This is a genomic window from Thalassospira lohafexi (genome assembly GCF_002844275.1).
GTDB classification, from domain to species: domain Bacteria; phylum Pseudomonadota; class Alphaproteobacteria; order Rhodospirillales; family Thalassospiraceae; genus Thalassospira; species Thalassospira lohafexi.
Genome location: NZ_NXGX01000003.1, coordinates 185,567 through 202,267, shown reverse-complemented (window position 1 = coordinate 202,267; position 16,701 = coordinate 185,567). Strand labels below are relative to the sequence as shown.

Genomic DNA, 16,701 nt, shown 5'->3' with positions numbered 1-16,701 from the left:
ACGGTCATGAAAAAAGCCACCAACGGATGAAGGTGGCTTTTAGGGTCTTGATCAATATTTTGACGGCAATCAGGCGGCGTTTTGTACGCGCTTGCGGGTCATAAATTTGACAATTGATTTGGCGAAATCGGTGCTGCTGATCGGCGTTTCAAGCGAGGCCATCGCCGCCTTATGTACATCATCAGGCAGCAGGTCGGATCGCATTTCGAGAAGTGCTTGTTCATAAGGGCGCATGAATTCCGGGTGTGGCTGGATCGATGCGGCATTTTCACCATATTGCAAGCCGGCGTAAGGGCAGAAATCCGACTGTGCCCAGACGGTGGCACCTTCGGGCAGCTCGACGACCTGATCTTGATGGAACGCATTGATGCGCATGGTGGGCGCGCTGTCGGCCAGCCAGTCATTTTCGCCTGTTGTCACAGCATATTCATGAACACCAACGCCCCACCCCTTTTCGGATTTGACGACTTTGCCGCCAAGGGCGGTCGCAAGGATTTGGTGGCCAAAACAAATACCAAACACCGGAAGCTTGGCCGAGACTGTGTCGCGCAGGAACTGTTGCAGTTCGATCATCCACGGTGCGTTTTCATAAACGCCGTGCTTGGACCCGGTTATGATCCAGCCATCTGCATCGTTGATCGATGCCGGAAACTGGTCTTGCAGAACGGTCCAGGTTTCAAAAGTGAGACTGGCGTCAACCGCACCAAGAAGCGCTTCGAACATGCTTGGATAGCTTGTGAATTCTTCGCGAAGTTCTTCCGGGGCAAGCCCGGTTTCAAGGATACCGATTTTCATGCAGAACCTTCTTGCACTTTGGTGTGGCGCTTATCAGCAGGTATGAGATTTTAGCGCCAAAGACAAGTCCGATCCTGCGAGATTTCAGACAATTTTTAACCAGAAATGCGAAACCACCCGGCTTTGGGCGCGGGCGGTTGCACGGTCTGTCGTCACTTGGGTCTGTACGTGCCGTTTAGTTCAGGCGGCTAACACGGCAGGCGACCATCCCGACCAGCATCGCAGCGACGAAAATGATGGTATCGGTTTGACCAAATGCCAGCGCACTGATCGCAGGCCCCGGACAATAGCCGACAAGCCCCCAGCCAGCGCCAAACAGCAGGCCCCCAACGATAAGCTTTCGATCAATCTTGCGATTGGTTGGAAGCCCCATTTTGCCACCACACAGTGCTTCGTCGCGGTTCTTGGCAAACTGGAAAAACGGTATGGCGACGATCAATCCGCCACCCATTACAAAGGCAAGGCTCGGGTCCCAGCCGCCATCGGCGATGGCCCAGATATCAAGGAATCCAAGAACCTTTTGCGGGTCAATCATGCCGGAAATATAAAGCCCCGCACCAAATATCAAGCCGCATAACAGGGAAACAAAAATACGCATCATAGTCCCCCGATCAGATGGCGGGTGACAAGCACGGTTACAAAACCGGCCCCCATGAACGACACAGTTGCAACAAGCGAACGCGTTGAAAACCGCGACAGGCCGCAAATGCCATGGCCGCTGGTGCAGCCGCTGCCAAGTGTGGTGCCAAAGCCAACCAAAAGACCACCAATCACGATGATTGGCATCGGGCTTGTGACCAGGCTGGTGGCCGTGATCGGGGATGCGATCAGCAAAAACAATGGACCGGCAATCAATCCGATCACAAAGGCAAGCCGTTCGAAGGTTGCCGAACCGGTGTCATTGCCGCCACGTCCAAGCAAACCACCAACGATGCCGCTGATCCCGGCGATGCGGCCATTGAGCAAAAGATATATGCCTGACGCCAAACCAATCAGTCCACCGCCAATCAACGCAGAAACGGGTGTGAAATTTTCCATCTCAATATCCGTTGTGAAATTTATTTATATTAAAATATGCGCAATAATTAATTTGTCAATTTCAAGAGGAAGTATTGAGACCAAAAAGTAAGAATTCCGAGGCACCAAAGGGTGCTAAAATGCTGTGTGTGTTATCCGCCTTTGCCGATGATTTATTACCATCTTGCCAAAGCCCTTAAATTGGCAGATATAGCGACATACGGTTGAGGCGCCGCGTGCATTGTGCTGCGGTCTTTTCGGATTTCAAAATAGAGATGAGTACAGATCGTCTGTTGGCCAGTCGGCGACTTGATGTTGCCCTGGCCTTGGTTGCGCAGGGCGATTACGCTGCTGCTGCTGAAGTGGCACAAGCGGCAATTTCGGCTGATGCAAGGTGGGACGAAGCCCACTTTACCCTTGGCGACATCTATGAGCGCGCGGGTGAGGCCGAAAACGCGATTGAGGCGTACCGTCAGTATCTTATTCTTGATCCGATTGACCGTATGGGCGGTGAAGTGCGCCTGACCCTTTTGGGGGCGGCTGCCATGCGGGACCGTTTGCCGCCTGACTACGTGCGCGCATTGTTTGATGATTATGCGCCGCGCTTTGAAATCAGCCTGCGCGATCGCTTGTCCTATCGGGGTCCGGAACTGTTGTTTGAAGCAGTTCGTGAGCAACTCGATGCGATGGCAGGTCCGATTGAGGTTCTTGATCTTGGCTGTGGTACCGGGCTTGTCGCAGAAGTCTTTGGCGGTGCGGTCGACATGATTGATGGCATTGACCTGTCACCACGCATGATCAACCGCGCACAGGCCAAGGGCCTGTATCGGACCTTGATTGCCGGGGATATCACTGCAATGCCCGACGCGCTTGGGACCGGCTATGGTTTGGTGGTGGCGGCCGATGTGCTGAACTACCTTGGCGATCTTGCGCCTGCGTTACGCGCGGCACATGCGCGCATGAAACCGGGCGGGCTTATGGTCTTTAGCCTCGAGCACGGGGATGTCTTCCCCTATGACCTTGGCCCCGGTCAGCGGTTCCGTCATCACGAACGGGCCATGGATGAATGGCTGCGTGAATGCGGCTTTACTGTTCTGTCTGATGCATACGGTACATTGCGTCAGGAAAAGGGAAGCCCGGTTGAAGGTCGCATCATGGTGGTCCGCGCGACCGACGGGCTGGACCTTTTGGCGGGCGATGTTGCGCAATTGAGCGAACAAGACTTGCCGGTCGCGCAAACGGTTCATTGATCTGGCTCTTCGAAAAGTACGCCGAAACACCTTAACCCGCAGCCTTTGGTTGCGGGTTTTGAGTATGGGTTTAGACCCTAGTTCTCGATGGGGATTCCGCGAATGACGCTGACTTCGTGATAGAGATCGACATGCGGGTCTTTTTCGATCAGGCGCTGCGCGTCCGTGGCAGAAAGCGGGTGTGTGCCATCCGGGTCAGCATAGAATTTGCAGACAAGCTGTTTTTCAAGGTCGGTTCCGCATAGGGCCTTTTCGAGGGCTACAAAGAACGAAATATCTGTGCCGACATGTTGGTGCACGATTTTTGACGCAAGCTTTTCAGGACGATATCCATTGGCCTCGAAGCATTCAAAAATAATGTCCGATCCGATGCGGCACCCGAAATTCATCACGACCTGTGCCTTGGGGGCATGCTGACGAATGCGGCGCAACAGTGCTTCGTTCAACCCCAGCCCAACAGAGTTGTAGGGATATTCGTCAAAAGCGGTCCACGGGTAATAATGCGCGATATGATCTTCGGCTTGTGTCTCCGCGCCGTCGGGAAGTTCGACAGACTGTGCCTTTCGGAAAGCTGTCAGGCGCAGGTCATTTGGTTCACCGACTTGCGGGATGCAGGCAATCACAACATCGGTCTTGGTGATTTTGCTACGTGCGTCGTCCGTATCGATAAGGCTGACGCTGCCGTGGACGGGCTCAAAATGTTCGGCGTGTTGCGGCGATAAGCTGCGAAGATTGCGCTCGGCCAGCATGACAAGACGCGGGTCAAGATCGCTGCCGTACGCACGTGCCGCGCCACAGGTGCGCAAAATAAATGCGAGGTTCACACCCGTGCCAACACCGACCTCATAGACGGTTTTTCCCTTAAGGTCGGCCCGTTCAAGCCCTGCCTGAAAAGTCTGTGTCCACGGATCATCTGGATCGAAGGCGAAATCTGGTGCCTCGGGTTCCGTGCCTTGCTTTCGATGGCGTTCGGCGGTGTCGTTGGCAGGGTCTTCAAACATAATGCTTCCTGTTGTGGCACATCAACCGGTCGTGGGTTGAGGCGGGAAAGTGATCGTCATGGGCGAAACCACCACATCGCACAGGCATAAAGGCGTAGCGAACCCTTGCGGCTGTCAGCGATGGCCGACAGTCCTGTGCCGAAACGGCCGATACGCAAGAACCTTGTTTTCGTCGTGGCCAAATAGCCACGACGTGACGCCTTTGGGCGTCTAAAATGGAAGTTTGGCCGGGGTCTATGGCCGGCGCAGGCGGGGCTTGAAATTGTCTTTAATTGATGGTCGCAAACTGGCGAAGATTGCTTGCCAGTTGGACATCGTCAGCCAGATCGCCAAGTGAAACAGACAGGCGTGCACAATCGCAGTCCGAGCCAACCAGAACATTCAGTGGCACATTGCTGTCTTTCCGCCCAATGAGCGCCTGCATGATTCGCAGGACAGTCGGGGCTGGGGACAAACCGTTGCAATCGATTGTGTTTGAGTCTTGCATGCCATGTTCTCCTTGTCTGGCGAGTAGGAACGTCGGCGAACCGCCCGAAGACGGTGGTGTCATGTCGGTGCGGTTAATGTTCCTTCGCTCCGGCGGAGCCACGCAAACAGGAACACGTTCGACCAATGTGCAAACCCCGGTCAAATGGCAACGTCGGCAGTGGATATATCGTGTGACAGGAAACCCCATCATACCACTGCTTTGCCCACCGGGCGGTCATGAGGGCCAATTTTGTCAACTAACCCGTTCTGGTTTTTAAGCTCTTGCGCATTACACCTGCCGTGCGTCGGTACAAGGTGCTGTATTCAAATGCGATAGATTTGGAATCTGCGTTTTTCAGATGTTCCAAACCGGCCCCAAAACATGCCGATATGTGATCGGCCTGACCGTTGTTGAGATCAATGGTATGGAGGTGCTGGGTGGGTGTCAAGGACGTATTTGATTACAATTTATGCATTACAATCATTCGATTAAATTTTAATCAATTATGGCCCATGGTCACGTCATGCTCTGCGGCGCACAAAATAACGGGCGCGCTATGTTGCGTCGCACCTGTCTTTCCTGCGGAGTTGGGGTGCAGAAAAATTACCAGTGGGTTTCAGGGCCTAGTCCCGAAAGCCCGGATCAAGTCGATCAGCAAGGCGCATCTGTGCGTCCCATTCAAGAAGCAGGTCACCATCGTCATAGGCCATCTGGCCAAATTGTTCGGATACCCGCTTTATGATCGCGTCATCGATTTTTTTAAGGGGGCGGCCCATGGACAGGGTCGATTCCTGAATCTCGCACGCCCGGTTGAGGTAAAACATGTTGGAAAACATCTGTCCGGCGGTCTCGCCAACTGTCAGAAGGCCATGGTTTCTAAGGATCAGAGCGACGTTGTCGCCAAGTGCGTCAACGATCCGGCCGCGCTCGTCAAGGTCAAGTGCGATGCCTTCATAATCGTGATAGCCGACCTGGCTGTAATACTGCAGCGCGATTTGGCTCAGCGGCAGCAGTCCTTCTTCAAGGCATGACACTGCGAATCCTGAACGCGTATGTGTATGCATCACCCATGCCGCACTGTGGCGACCCATATGAACCGCGCTATGGATCGTGAATCCTGCCGGGTTTACCCGGTGTGGCGAGGCGTCGATTTTATTGCCATCGACATCGATTTTAACCAGCGATGAAGCGGTAATTTCCTCCCACATAAAACCATAAGGATTGATCAGAAAATGCCCCGGCTCATCCGGTACGCGCGCCGAGATATGGGTGTAGATGGTATCGGTCATCTTGTAATGGGCGGCAAGCCGGTAACAGGCGGCAAGTTCAATGCGGGTCTGCTTTTCAGCATCGCTCATCGGAGCTTTTGCTCCGGCTTCTTTCTGATTAGCACTTTGCATTTTGTCCTCACCTGATTTGATCAAACGGCTTTACTCTTTGATATACACTTGTTTAACTGAGGTTGGAGCATTTGCGCAAACTTTCTTTGGGGACTTTTCTTTATGGCGACCGCCGAGCGGATTTATGGTGTTCTTTTAAGCGAAACGATGGATCTAAAAACGTATTATTCGCTCGATTTCGGGGGGGCGGCCCCCGACGTTTGTCTGCTGAACCCTGACGAGGTCACCCGCCCCGAAGACATTCGTTTTGCAGCATGCTGGTTGCCCGGGCCAGATGCCTTTGCGCCATATCCCAATCTGGAAATGGCGATGTCGGTTGGCGCGGGTGTTGATGCGTTGCTTAATCATTCTGGTCTTAACAAAGACGTTGCAGTTTGCAGGGTTCGCGATCCGCATCAGGCCCACTTGATGGCAGGTTATGCGGTGCATGAAGTTGTCCATTTTGAACGTGAATTTCCCCAAATGGCACGCAATCAGGTGGCAGCAAACTGGGATCCTTTGCCAATCCGCGCCCCTGCCGACCTTAAAGTTGTCGTGTTGGGCAATGGGTCGATGGGGGCCGCCATTGTGCGTGCACTTGCGGCGGTGGGATTTGCGGTATCCGTCGCCTGTCGCCGCCCGCCAGAAGACCCGATTGCGGGGGTTACCTATTTCACCGGGGATAATTCCGTTGCCGAATCGGTCGTGGGCATGAATGTGGTGATCAATACCTTGCCGCTGACAGCCCATACCGAAAACGTCCTGAACGCCAATTTATTTAGCAGGCTGGCCAAGGGAGCCTGGCTTGTGCAGATCGGTCGGGGCGAACATCTTGCGGAGGCAGATTTTATCGCCGCCCTTGAAAGCGGACAGCTGAGCGGCGCAACTTTGGACGTATTTCGCACCGAACCCCTGCCAGCCGACCATCCATTCTGGCAAGATCAGCGGTTGCGCATCACCCCGCATATCGCAAGCGACACAATGCCTCATATTGTGTCTGAGCAGGTCCTGCTCTCTGCCCGGGAGCTGTTGTCGGGCGCGCCGCTTAGTCTGTCGGTCAATTCGGCGCAGGGCTATTAGAATTGCGCCAGCCTTGATTATCTTTTGTAATTAATCAATTGTATAATAACTGGCAGGTCGACACGCGATCCGCACGCCATTCGGAAACAGGTAATGAGCAGAAAAACTTTCCAGCGTCTTTCCCTTGATGACCGCCGCCGTTCTTTGATGGAGGCCACACTGACATGTGTTGCCCGCCATGGGCTGCATGGCGCGACCGTGCGCCGGATTACCGAAGAAGCCGGGGTGACGGTGGGCTTGGTGCGCCATTATTTCGGCAATAAAGACGATATGATCCGAAATGCCTATGCCTATCTCGTCGGCCAACTCACCGCACAGGCCAGCGAAAGTGCAAAACACACGGTGGCGGCCCCTGAAACACAGTTGGCGCGGTTTCTGCGCGCAAACATGACGACGCCCAATATGTCCGAGGAAAAAGTATCGCTTTGGGCGACGTTTATCGGGCGCGTCCGTCATGACGCAGACTTCGCGGAAATTCATCGTGACGGATATCGCGAGTTCCTCAATGTTCTTGAAACCTTGATCGAGCCTGTTCTGATCAACCATCAACGCCCGCACAGTATTGCCGCCTGCAAGCGCCATGCGATTGCGCTGAATGGTTTGATTGATGGTCTGTGGATGGAAGGAGCCCTGAATTCCGGCCTGTATGGTCAGGATATTCTGCCCGACTTGGTGATCGAGGCCAGTGAACGTCTTTTGGGAATTCCGTCCGGCGTACTTGCCAATGCTCAACCGTCCCAGCAACCACAAAGTGAAGTCTCATGAGATATGCCGCAATTACCGATCGTCTCGCCGAACTTGGTGGTGCGAAATGGGCAGTTCACAACGCCGCGCGTGACCGCGGGGCAGTGGGCGAAAAAATCATCGAGCTGACGATTGGCGAGCCCGACATTCCGATTGATCCCGCCTTGATCGACGCGTGCGAAGCCTCCATGCGACGCGGTCGCACCCATTATTCCAATGGCCGTGGCGAGGATGGGTTGATCGGTGCCATTGTCGATAAATACAAACCCTGCTGGCCTGATATCGCACCGGACAATGTCCTGTGCTTTCCCGGCACCCAGACCGCCCTTTATACCGTGATCACCGCATTGGTCGATGCGGGGCAGGGTGTTCTTGTCGGCGATCCTTATTATGCGACCTATGCCGGGATTATCCGGGCATCGGGCGGGGTGCTTCAACCCGTTCCGCTGGGCATTGAAAATGGCTTCATCATGCAGCCGGGTGACCTGCGCGCCGCGGTCACCAAAGACAGCCGCGTTTTGTTGCTCAACACCCCGCACAATCCATCTGGTGCTTTGCTGGATCGCACGACACTGGTTGAGCTTGGTAAAATTGCCTGTGAGCATGACCTTTGGATTGTCTGTGACGAGGTTTATGAGGACCTGATTTTTGACGGCGCCTTTGCCTCCCCGCTTGAAATCGACGCATTGCGGGGTCGCACAATTGTCGTGTCCTCAATCTCGAAAACCTTTGCCGCCACCGGGTTTCGAAGTGGCTGGGCGGTTGGCCCGGCGGAGCTGTGCACCAAGGTTTTGCCGATTTCCGAAACCATCCTGTTTGGCAATCAGCCGTTTATCGCCGATATGACCGAGGTGGCGCTGCGCGGGAATTTCGATACTGCCGCACGGATGCGCAAAAGTTATGCGTCCCGCGTCGATCTGATCGAAACCGAGCTTTCCGGTTGCCCGCACCTCAAACCCGGCAAGGTATCGGGGGGCATGTTTGCCATGATTGATGTCGGTGCGACCGGGCTTGACGGCGAAGCATTCGCATGGGGTCTGCTGGATGAGCAGAAAGTCGCCGTCATGCCCGGCACGTCTTTTGGCGAAAACGCCAAAAACCTGATCCGTGTGGCCCTTACCGTGCCTGATGAGGACCTTCGCGAAGCCACGCGGCGCATTCGGGCGTTCGCCGAAGCAAAGTCATAGAAAAAGATCCGCGGTCTGACCCTATGACTTTGGCATGTCACCACGGATGATATAGGCCAGTGCATCAACCACTTGCTCAGGCTCGCGCGCAACACCGTTGGCGGCAGCGTCAACTTCTTTAAGGGCGTGATCATGCTCGGTCGGATGCAGCGTAATATACGGGATGCCCAGGGCCGCCGCCTGGCCAGCATCAAAAGCCGCATTCCACTGCTTGTATTTCTCGCCAAAGCGGATGATTGCGATGTCAGCACCGGCCAGTAAGCTCTTGGTACGCATGGCGTTGAGCTGCGCACCTTTTCGGTCATGCCAGAACTTGTTGTCCTCTCGCCCGAAAATGGCGACCCCGCAATCATCTGAATCTTCGTGCACCGTGATCGGGGCAACCAGCTCCACCGGAAGGTCCAGTGCCTTAACACCCGTCTCGATACGCTCGCGCCAATCGCTATGGATTTCGCCTGACAAGTAAACGGTCCAAACCATGCTCATCGTGTTCTCCCTGTTTGATTATCGTGATGGGGTGAACTGCCCCACTGATGTGCTGGTTATGCATGCTAGTGCATCATCCGCATTTCTTCCATGGGGTGGGGGAACAGATGCCAGTCAAATAAGCCCCGAAACGACAAAACCCGTCGCCAAAGGCAACGGGTTTTGAATGGTGGAGCCGATCAGGATCGAACTGACGACCTCTACAATGCCATTGTAGCGCTCTCCCAACTGAGCTACGGCCCCACTTTGTCCGCGTCGCAACAAAACCAAGGTTTGGGCTGCGGCGCGGCGCATATTTAGAAGGTTCACCAAATCTTGGCAAGACCTATTTTCAAAAAATCTTAGCGATCATCATCGTTTGATTCGACGTGCTCGTAGACTTCTCCGAGATCATCGTCATCTTCACCAAGATCAGATGCATCTTCGAGAATGTCGTCGTCGACATCCACATCATCATTGTCATCAAGATCGTTGACGTCATCGACATCTTCGTCTTCTTCAGGTGCCGGTTTGGCAACCGCGGCTTTCTTGACCTTTGTCACGCCATCTGGCGTAGCACATTTGGGGCAGATGACCGGGGTACGATTCAAATCGTAATATTTGGTACCGCAGGCGAGGCAGTGACGTTTCTTACCGCGTGCTGACATTACGGCAAATCCTCTTAATTACCGTGATCTTCGAAGAGTATGGCTGTTAAGCGCAAGGTGCTGCGAAGCTGCGCGTATCATCATGTCTAAGAAGCCCAATTGCCATCTTGTTGCCGCCTTGTCAAAAGGAAATTACGCTATTTCCCATTCACTGTGACGATGATGGAATTTTGCTTCATAAATGGTGTAATTCACCTGTCAAAATTTGGGTTCGATACTGGTGCGTTACAATTGCCTGTGCTAGAGCTTTGCCCCGGTGATTGAATGGCTCGTGAGCGCTAAAACCAAGGCTGCAGCGCGATGCTTTTTCAAGTTGGCCCACAAATGATGATCAAATCGTTACTGACAGGTATGGCTCCATGAGTTCTTCGCAGACCAAACGCCCGCTTTCATCGGCCAAAACAGGTCCGATTTCAGGCGATATCCGGGTTCCGGGTGACAAATCGATTTCCCACCGGTCCTTGATGTTTGGCGGTCTTGCGATTGGCACGACCAAGGTCACCGGCCTGCTCGAAGGTGAAGACGTTCTGGCAACGGCGGACGCCATGCGCAAACTGGGTGCGACCGTCACCCGCGATGATGATGGCACATGGCATGTGACCGGGGTTGGTGTTGGTGCACTTCGCGAACCCGATAGTGTGATTGACATGGGCAATGCCGGGACTGGCATTCGTCTGATGGCGGGCATTGTTGCGACCCATCCGATCACGACCTTTTTCACCGGCGACGCGTCGTTGTGCAAACGCCCGATGGGCCGTGTTGCTGATCCGCTGGCCGAATTTGGTGCGAAATTCATTACCCGTGATCGCGGCCGCCCGCCAATGGCCGTCATTGGGACTGATGAGGCAAAGCCGATCACCTACACATTGCCAATGGCATCCGCCCAGGTGAAATCGGCCGTGATGCTGGCGGGGCTCAATACCGCCGGCACCACCACCGTGATTGAGCCCAAACCATCACGTGATCATACCGAACGCATGTTGCGTCATTTCGGGGTCGATGTGGATGTGAAGGTCAATGATGACGGTGGGCGTACGGTGAGCCTGACGGGGCCTGCCGAAATGAAGGCTGCTGATATTGTTGTTCCGACCGATCCGAGTTCGGCAGCATTCCCGCTGGTCGCGGCCCTGATCCATCGGGACTCAAACGTGACCATTCGCGATGTATGCTTGAACCCGCTGCGCACCGGTTTGATTACCACCCTGATTGAAATGGGCGGCGACATCACGATCACCAACGAACGCGAAGAAGCCGGTGAAACCATCGGTGATCTTGTCGTGACCGGTAAAAATCGTCTGCAGGGGATTGTTGTTCCGGCAGATCGCGCGCCGTCGATGATTGATGAATATCCGGTTCTTGCCGTTGCCGCGGCCTATGCGGAGGGTGAAACCCGCATGTGCGATCTTGAAGAATTGCGCGTGAAAGAATCGGATCGTCTGGCCGCTGTTGCCGCGGGGCTTGAGGCCAACGGCGTTATTCACCGGATCGAAGGCGATGATTTGATTGTGACGGGCGGGGCAGTTCCGGGCGGTGGCATGGTTGAAACCCATCTTGATCATCGGATCGCAATGTCGTTCCTGGTGCTTGGTCTTGGGGCGGAAAAACCGGTTGCGGTGGATGATGCCAACCCGATTGCCACAAGTTTCCCAAGCTTTGAAAAGCTGATGGGTGACATGGGCGCAAAATTTGCGCTGCATTCCTGATCAATCTGACCCAATATAGAGAGCAACTATATAATCAGGTACACACAGGGAGCGAAGCAAATGATCATCGCCATTGATGGGCCGGCAGCATCCGGCAAGGGGACTTTGGCGCGTCGAGTCGCGGACGCAATGAATTATGCTTACCTTGATACCGGACTTTTATATCGCGCAACCGGCGCAAAAGTTTTGGCCCAAAAAGCCGACCCTGCGGATGAGGCAATTGCGGTTAAAGTGGCCGAAAACCTCAAGGCGGATGATTTGTCCGGCGATGCGTTGCGCAGCGAAAAAGTCGGGACTGCTGCCTCAAAAGTTGCAGCAATTCCAATGGTTCGCGCGGCACTTCTTGATTTTCAGCGCCGTCTTGCCACCACCCCGCCGGACGGCAAACGCGGGGCTGTTCTGGATGGTCGCGATATTGGAACGGTTGTTTGTCCCGAGGCCCCAATCAAGTTTTATCTGACCGCTTCGGTCGAAGAACGTGCAAACCGTCGGTTCAAACAGTTGCAGGAAAAAAATCCCGCTGCTATATACGAGCGCGTTCTTAAAGAGCTTGAAGAACGGGATGCCCGAGACAGTGCCCGCGATGTCGCACCGCTCAAGATGGCAGAAGACGCAATCCACATTGATACGGACCGTCTGAATGCCAACGCAGTGTATGACGCCGTTATGGCACATATCCATACTCATATGAGTGCGGATGACTGATCAAAGGGCGTTTTAACCGTCAGGCGATGAACGATCCCGAGGTGCCGGTCATATGACCTGTCCCTAAGGTGAACGACTTGTGCGTTCACCTTTTCGCGTATGGAAGGTTCGCCTTTTATATCTGTCCGGGTTTGGACGTTGACTGACACGATCGCCGCGATGTTGCGGCAAAGACCACCGGATACAACCGGTTGGCCAGAATATTAGTGACGATACTCGAAAGGAAGTCTGGTTTATGACCACCGCTGAAGAAGCACAATTCTCAACTGGCGAAGATTTTGCCGCCCTGTTGGCCGAAACCCTTGGTTCTGAAGACGAAGGTTTTGTCGGTCGCGTGATGACCGGTTCGGTCGTCAAGAAAACTGACGATGACGCAATCGTTGACGTTGGCCTCAAATCCGAAGGTCGCGTTCCGCTTAAAGAATTTGGTACCGGCGAAGTAAACATTGGCGATACCGTCGATGTCTATGTTGATCGTTACGAAAACAAAGATGGCCTGATCGTTCTGTCGCGTGAAAAAGCGCGTCGCGAAGAATCCTGGGTCGAGCTTGAAAAACAGTTCGCCGAAGGTAAACGCGTTGACGGCACCATCTTTGGTCGCGTTAAAGGCGGCTTTACCGTTGACCTGTCGGGCGCCGTGGCATTCTTGCCGGGCAGCCAGGTTGACATCCGTCCGGTACGTGACGTTACCCCGCTGATGAACAACCCGCAGCCGTTCCAGATCCTGAAAATGGATCGTTCGCGCGGGAACATCGTGGTATCGCGTCGTGCAGTTCTCGAAGAGACCCGTGCTGAACAGCGTGCTGAGTTGATCCAGAACCTCCAGGAAGGTCAGGTTCTTGACGGCGTTGTCAAAAACATCACCGATTACGGCGCATTCGTCGATCTTGGTGGCGTTGATGGCCTGCTGCACGTTACCGACATTGCTTGGAAACGTATCAACCATCCGTCAGAAGCCCTTCAGATCGGCCAGACTGTTAAAGTCCAGGTTATCCGCTTCAACAGCGAAACCCAGCGTATCTCGCTTGGCATGAAGCAGCTTGAAGCTGATCCGTGGGAAGGTGTCGAAGCCAAATACCCGGTCGGTTCGAAATTCGAAGGCCGCGTTACCAACATCACCGATTACGGCGCATTCGTCGAACTCGAAGCTGGTGTCGAAGGTCTGGTCCACGTTTCCGAAATGTCCTGGACCAAGAAAAACATCCACCCGGGCAAAATTGTTTCGACCTCGCAGGAAGTCGAAGTCATGGTGCTCGACGTTGATGCACAGAAACGTCGTATCTCGCTTGGTCTTAAGCAGTGCACCTCGAATCCTTGGGATGCCTTCGTTGCAGCCCATCCGGTCGAGTCTGAGATCGAAGGCGAAGTCAAGAACATCACCGAATTCGGTCTGTTCATTGGCCTGCTCGGCGGTATCGACGGTATGGCTCACCTTTCGGACCTGTCATGGGACCGCGCTGGTGAAGAAGTCATCAAAGAATACAAAAAAGGTGACGTCGTCAAAGCCAAGGTTCTTGACGTTGACGTTGAGAAAGAGCGTATCTCGCTCGGCATCAAACAGCTTTCGGGCGATCCGTTCAAAGAAGCTGTCACCGGCATTAAACGTGGCGAAGCTGTCACCTGTGAAATCACCGAAGTTAACGACGGTGGCATCGAGGTGTCTGTTGGCGACACCGAGCTGAAAGGCTTCATCCGTAAAGTTGAACTGGCGCGCGAGCGTTCAGAACAGCGTCCGGAACGCTTTGCAGTTGGTGAAAAAATCGACGCACGTGTTACCGCGATCGATGCCAAAACCCGCAAAGTTTCCCTCTCTGTCAAAGCACTCGAAGTTGCTGACGAGAAGAAAGCAATGGCGGATTACGGTTCGGCAGACAGCGGTGCATCGCTCGGCGATATTCTCGGCGAAGCTCTGCGCAAGAAACAGGAAACCGGCGAATAAGCCAGCTTCCGACAAAATACGATCTGCACATTGTGTGGATCGAAAAGACGGGTCGCGCAGTGCGCGGCCCGTTTTCTTTTGTGCTTTCGGTACTTTTTCCCGGTCCCTGATTTCCAGTATTTGACCTACCAGCTCTCGCGCAATTCTGTGCTTTAAGCACCCAGCCAGATTCTCTCCCTCTTCCTCATCCTGCGGGTTCAACCCGTCATCACTGTGTCTGTCTGTTGGCAAACGCACTGGCATGCATGCGAAAACGCCACTGAAAACTGTATATGGTCTTCAATTTTGCCGTTCATTTCGCGGGAATGGGCAGGCAAAGGTATAAATTCGCGAAATTTTTGATTTTAAACGCTTTTTGTTCTTGCCTTCTGTGCTGAGAAAAACCATTTGAAAAGACAGGTTTTGCGGGGCACGCCCCGTAAGTGATTGATTGAACAATTAGAACTGGGGCACCGTCCATGGCACTCGATGCCGATATCCTTCTTGATCGACGTCGACTGAAAAAATCGGTGTTTCGCTGGCGGGTTGTTGCCGCGATTGCGGTGCTGGCCGTAATCCTGATTGGTCTGGCCGGAACCGGGTTGAACAAGGGTGTGTTTGGCACGCTTGGACCCCGGATTGTCGAGGTCACGATCGACGGTGTGATTACCGAAGACCCGTATCTTCTGGATGCGCTGGCCGCTGTTGAAGAAGACTCGGACGTTGTCGGGGTGATTGTCCATATCAACAGCCCCGGCGGAACGATGGTCGGGGGCGAAACACTTTTTGAGGCGCTGCGCCGTATCGGTGAAACCCGTCCCATCGTTGCCGAGATGGGAACCGTTGCCGCATCAGGCGGTTATATGACGGCGATTGCCGCAGATCATATTGTTGCACGTCGCGGAACGGTCACCGGCTCGATTGGGGTGATTTTCCAATCGATGAACTTTACCGGAACGCTTGAAAAGCTTGGTGTGGAGCCGCTGACGGTTAAAAGTGGTCCGCTCAAAGCCGTGCCCAATCCGTTTGAGCCAACAGACGATGCCGCACGAACGGCGATGCAGAGCCTGATTTCCGACATGTTTGACGTGTTTGTCGGGATGGTGGCCGAACGACGTGATCTACCGATGGATACCGTAAAGACCTTGGCTGACGGGCGTGTCTATACCGGACAACAAGCGCTTGCCAATGGACTGATTGATGAAATCGGTGGCCGTCGTGAAGCTGTGCGCTGGCTTGAAGATAAAGCTGGTGTCACGACCGAAGCGGAGATTGTGCCGCTTGAAATTGAGTACCCGGAAGACGATCTGATGACCACGGTTCTTGAGGGAACTCTCGGAAAAGTGCTGTCATCTGAGGGGCTTAAACTTGACGGTTTGCTGACGGTCTGGCAACCTCAATAAGAGTTTCCTGATAGGATGATCTAATCCGTGGTTGAGTGAGACTGTTAGAACGAACAGGATGGGGCCTGGAAATGACGAAATCAGAACTGATTGCCCGCCTTGCTGAAATGAACCCGCATCTGTATCAGCGAGATGTCGAACGGATTGTTGCGACGATCTTTGATGAAATCACCGACGCACTTGCCCGCGGAGACCGGGTCGAGCTTCGCGGTTTTGGTGCCTTTTCCGTCAAGCATCGCGACGCACGCGTTGGGCGCAATCCGCGCACCGGCGACGCGGTCCCGGTTGGCGAGAAAAAAGTGCCCTATTTCAAAACGGGTAAACAGCTTCGCGAACGTTTGAACTGATTTTTCCATGTGACCGACGAACGTGACTTTGGTCATGGGCTTGCCCAACCATAGCACAGGGATACCTGTGCCGTTGGGGGCATGGCTTTTGTCTGGTTCTTGCCCCATACTACCGGTCTGACTGTCAAACGTGACCTGCAGCTGGTCTTGAATGTGCGCACTCAAACGCAGATGACGCACATCGACCAGCACAAGGAGCTTAAGTAATGCGCGTCCTCTACTGGATTATTGCCATCCCGATTGCGGTTCTGATTGCGGTTTTCGCCGTATCGAACCGGGCTGCTGTGACATTGTCACTTTGGCCACTGCCCTACGAACTTGAACTGCCGCTGTTCTTGCCGATCATGGTTGCCTTGTTGGTCGGGCTGGGCATTGGTCTGGCGTATGAATGGCTTGTGCATGGCAAACATCGTCGTGCCGTACGTCGCATGGACAGCGAACTTAAACGGGTCAAGGCCGAGGATGAAACGCCAAAGGCCGATCACCCAAAATCGGACCACAAGGCGCTTGGCCACAGCTAAGATCGTCTCAGATCCTCAAATCAAAGGGCTCCATCAGGGGCCCTTTTTT

18 protein-coding genes and 1 tRNA gene are annotated in these 16,701 nt (G+C 54.0%); 10 read left to right on the top strand and 9 right to left on the bottom strand.

Annotation, left to right across the window (positions count from 1 at the left end; translation table 11 throughout):
- Positions 1–69: 69 nt before the first annotated feature.
- The 3 genes from COO92_RS07875 to COO92_RS07865 all read right to left on the bottom strand — a co-directional run bounded on the left by COO92_RS07875 (position 70) and on the right by COO92_RS07865 (position 1,833).
- Positions 70–795: a glutamine amidotransferase-related protein gene (locus COO92_RS07875; protein ID WP_101301222.1), complete on the bottom strand. Its 726-nt coding sequence runs from the start codon at positions 793–795 to the stop codon at positions 70–72.
- A 175-nt stretch (positions 796–970) separates the two neighbouring features.
- Entirely contained in the window at positions 971–1,393 is a 423-nt protein-coding gene (locus COO92_RS07870) for a DUF6691 family protein (protein WP_101301220.1), read from the bottom strand.
- The gene (locus COO92_RS07865; RefSeq protein ID WP_101301218.1) at positions 1,393–1,833 is read right to left on the bottom strand and encodes a YeeE/YedE family protein; all 441 of its coding nucleotides are present in this window, start codon (positions 1,831–1,833) and stop codon (positions 1,393–1,395) included. Before COO92_RS07865 ends, COO92_RS07870 begins: the two co-directional genes overlap by 1 nt.
- 254 nt (positions 1,834–2,087) lie before the next feature.
- Between COO92_RS07865 and COO92_RS07860 the strand changes: the two genes are divergently transcribed.
- Positions 2,088–3,062, top strand: coding sequence for a class I SAM-dependent DNA methyltransferase (locus COO92_RS07860; RefSeq protein ID WP_101301216.1), 975 nt, complete (start codon positions 2,088–2,090; stop codon positions 3,060–3,062).
- A 77-nt stretch (positions 3,063–3,139) separates the two neighbouring features.
- Here the strand turns inward: COO92_RS07860 and COO92_RS07855 are convergent, their stop codons facing one another.
- The 3 genes from COO92_RS07855 to COO92_RS07845 all read right to left on the bottom strand — a co-directional run bounded on the left by COO92_RS07855 (position 3,140) and on the right by COO92_RS07845 (position 5,932).
- On the bottom strand, positions 3,140–4,063 hold the full coding sequence (locus COO92_RS07855) for a 50S ribosomal protein L11 methyltransferase (protein WP_101301214.1): 924 nt from the start codon (positions 4,061–4,063) through the stop codon (positions 3,140–3,142).
- 268 nt (positions 4,064–4,331) lie between these two features.
- Positions 4,332–4,550 carry a hypothetical protein gene (locus COO92_RS07850; RefSeq protein WP_022734009.1) on the bottom strand — a complete coding sequence of 73 codons (219 nt, stop codon included), beginning with the start codon at positions 4,548–4,550 and terminating at the stop codon, positions 4,332–4,334.
- A gap of 605 nt (positions 4,551–5,155) precedes the next feature.
- On the bottom strand, positions 5,156–5,932 hold the full coding sequence (locus COO92_RS07845; RefSeq protein ID WP_101301212.1) for a class II aldolase/adducin family protein: 777 nt from the start codon (positions 5,930–5,932) through the stop codon (positions 5,156–5,158).
- A 102-nt stretch (positions 5,933–6,034) separates the two neighbouring features.
- On the opposite strand from COO92_RS07845, the gene COO92_RS07840 reads away from it, so the two are divergent.
- From COO92_RS07840 to COO92_RS07830, 3 genes are all read left to right on the top strand, one after another.
- Positions 6,035–6,991 carry an NAD(P)-dependent oxidoreductase gene (locus tag COO92_RS07840; protein WP_101301210.1) on the top strand — a complete coding sequence of 319 codons (957 nt, stop codon included), beginning with the start codon at positions 6,035–6,037 and terminating at the stop codon, positions 6,989–6,991.
- Between the two features lie 93 nt (positions 6,992–7,084).
- Positions 7,085–7,756 carry a TetR family transcriptional regulator C-terminal domain-containing protein gene (locus COO92_RS07835; RefSeq protein WP_101301208.1) on the top strand — a complete coding sequence of 224 codons (672 nt, stop codon included), beginning with the start codon at positions 7,085–7,087 and terminating at the stop codon, positions 7,754–7,756.
- On the top strand, positions 7,753–8,922 hold the full coding sequence (locus tag COO92_RS07830; RefSeq protein WP_101301206.1) for a pyridoxal phosphate-dependent aminotransferase: 1,170 nt from the start codon (positions 7,753–7,755) through the stop codon (positions 8,920–8,922). Before COO92_RS07835 ends, COO92_RS07830 begins: the two co-directional genes overlap by 4 nt.
- 21 nt (positions 8,923–8,943) lie before the next feature.
- Here the strand turns inward: COO92_RS07830 and COO92_RS07825 are convergent, their stop codons facing one another.
- The 3 genes from COO92_RS07825 to COO92_RS07815 all read right to left on the bottom strand — a co-directional run bounded on the left by COO92_RS07825 (position 8,944) and on the right by COO92_RS07815 (position 10,055).
- A complete protein-coding gene (locus COO92_RS07825; protein WP_101301204.1) occupies positions 8,944–9,408 on the bottom strand; it encodes a YtoQ family protein in 465 nt (154 codons plus the stop codon).
- A gap of 167 nt (positions 9,409–9,575) precedes the next feature.
- Positions 9,576–9,651 (bottom strand) — tRNA-Ala (locus COO92_RS07820).
- Between the two features lie 98 nt (positions 9,652–9,749).
- A complete protein-coding gene (locus tag COO92_RS07815; protein WP_022734002.1) occupies positions 9,750–10,055 on the bottom strand; it encodes an FYDLN acid domain-containing protein in 306 nt (101 codons plus the stop codon).
- Between the two features lie 359 nt (positions 10,056–10,414).
- Between COO92_RS07815 and aroA the strand changes: the two genes are divergently transcribed.
- From aroA to COO92_RS07785, 6 genes are all read left to right on the top strand, one after another.
- On the top strand, positions 10,415–11,758 hold the full coding sequence (aroA, locus tag COO92_RS07810) for a 3-phosphoshikimate 1-carboxyvinyltransferase (RefSeq protein WP_101301202.1): 1,344 nt from the start codon (positions 10,415–10,417) through the stop codon (positions 11,756–11,758).
- A gap of 60 nt (positions 11,759–11,818) precedes the next feature.
- Positions 11,819–12,463 carry a (d)CMP kinase gene (cmk, locus tag COO92_RS07805; RefSeq protein ID WP_101301200.1) on the top strand — a complete coding sequence of 215 codons (645 nt, stop codon included), beginning with the start codon at positions 11,819–11,821 and terminating at the stop codon, positions 12,461–12,463.
- A gap of 235 nt (positions 12,464–12,698) precedes the next feature.
- Positions 12,699–14,402, top strand: coding sequence for a 30S ribosomal protein S1 (gene rpsA, locus COO92_RS07800; RefSeq protein WP_022733999.1), 1,704 nt, complete (start codon positions 12,699–12,701; stop codon positions 14,400–14,402).
- Between the two features lie 458 nt (positions 14,403–14,860).
- Positions 14,861–15,784 (top strand): signal peptide peptidase SppA, encoded by a 924-nt coding sequence (sppA, locus tag COO92_RS07795; protein WP_101301199.1) that lies wholly within the window; start codon positions 14,861–14,863, stop codon positions 15,782–15,784.
- Between the two features lie 71 nt (positions 15,785–15,855).
- Complete coding sequence (gene ihfB / locus COO92_RS07790) at positions 15,856–16,131, top strand: integration host factor subunit beta (protein ID WP_028791807.1); 276 nt, start codon at positions 15,856–15,858, stop codon at positions 16,129–16,131.
- 206 nt (positions 16,132–16,337) lie between these two features.
- Complete coding sequence (locus COO92_RS07785; protein WP_101301197.1) at positions 16,338–16,652, top strand: LapA family protein; 315 nt, start codon at positions 16,338–16,340, stop codon at positions 16,650–16,652.
- Positions 16,653–16,701 lie beyond the last annotated feature (49 nt).

Coding starts and splice junctions, on each gene's coding strand:
- COO92_RS07875 (WP_101301222.1), bottom strand. CDS start 795: ATGAAAATCGGTATCCTTGAAACCGGGCTTGCCCCGGAAGAACTTCGC.
- COO92_RS07870 (WP_101301220.1), bottom strand. CDS start 1,393: ATGCGTATTTTTGTTTCCCTGTTATGCGGCTTGATATTTGGTGCGGGG.
- COO92_RS07865 (WP_101301218.1), bottom strand. CDS start 1,833: ATGGAAAATTTCACACCCGTTTCTGCGTTGATTGGCGGTGGACTGATT.
- COO92_RS07860 (WP_101301216.1), top strand. CDS start 2,088: ATGAGTACAGATCGTCTGTTGGCCAGTCGGCGACTTGATGTTGCCCTG.
- COO92_RS07855 (WP_101301214.1), bottom strand. CDS start 4,063: ATGTTTGAAGACCCTGCCAACGACACCGCCGAACGCCATCGAAAGCAA.
- COO92_RS07850 (WP_022734009.1), bottom strand. CDS start 4,550: ATGCAAGACTCAAACACAATCGATTGCAACGGTTTGTCCCCAGCCCCG.
- COO92_RS07845 (WP_101301212.1), bottom strand. CDS start 5,932: ATGCAAAGTGCTAATCAGAAAGAAGCCGGAGCAAAAGCTCCGATGAGC.
- COO92_RS07840 (WP_101301210.1), top strand. CDS start 6,035: ATGGCGACCGCCGAGCGGATTTATGGTGTTCTTTTAAGCGAAACGATG.
- COO92_RS07835 (WP_101301208.1), top strand. CDS start 7,085: ATGAGCAGAAAAACTTTCCAGCGTCTTTCCCTTGATGACCGCCGCCGT.
- COO92_RS07830 (WP_101301206.1), top strand. CDS start 7,753: ATGAGATATGCCGCAATTACCGATCGTCTCGCCGAACTTGGTGGTGCG.
- COO92_RS07825 (WP_101301204.1), bottom strand. CDS start 9,408: ATGAGCATGGTTTGGACCGTTTACTTGTCAGGCGAAATCCATAGCGAT.
- COO92_RS07815 (WP_022734002.1), bottom strand. CDS start 10,055: ATGTCAGCACGCGGTAAGAAACGTCACTGCCTCGCCTGCGGTACCAAA.
- aroA (WP_101301202.1), top strand. CDS start 10,415: ATGAGTTCTTCGCAGACCAAACGCCCGCTTTCATCGGCCAAAACAGGT.
- cmk (WP_101301200.1), top strand. CDS start 11,819: ATGATCATCGCCATTGATGGGCCGGCAGCATCCGGCAAGGGGACTTTG.
- rpsA (WP_022733999.1), top strand. CDS start 12,699: ATGACCACCGCTGAAGAAGCACAATTCTCAACTGGCGAAGATTTTGCC.
- sppA (WP_101301199.1), top strand. CDS start 14,861: ATGGCACTCGATGCCGATATCCTTCTTGATCGACGTCGACTGAAAAAA.
- ihfB (WP_028791807.1), top strand. CDS start 15,856: ATGACGAAATCAGAACTGATTGCCCGCCTTGCTGAAATGAACCCGCAT.
- COO92_RS07785 (WP_101301197.1), top strand. CDS start 16,338: ATGCGCGTCCTCTACTGGATTATTGCCATCCCGATTGCGGTTCTGATT.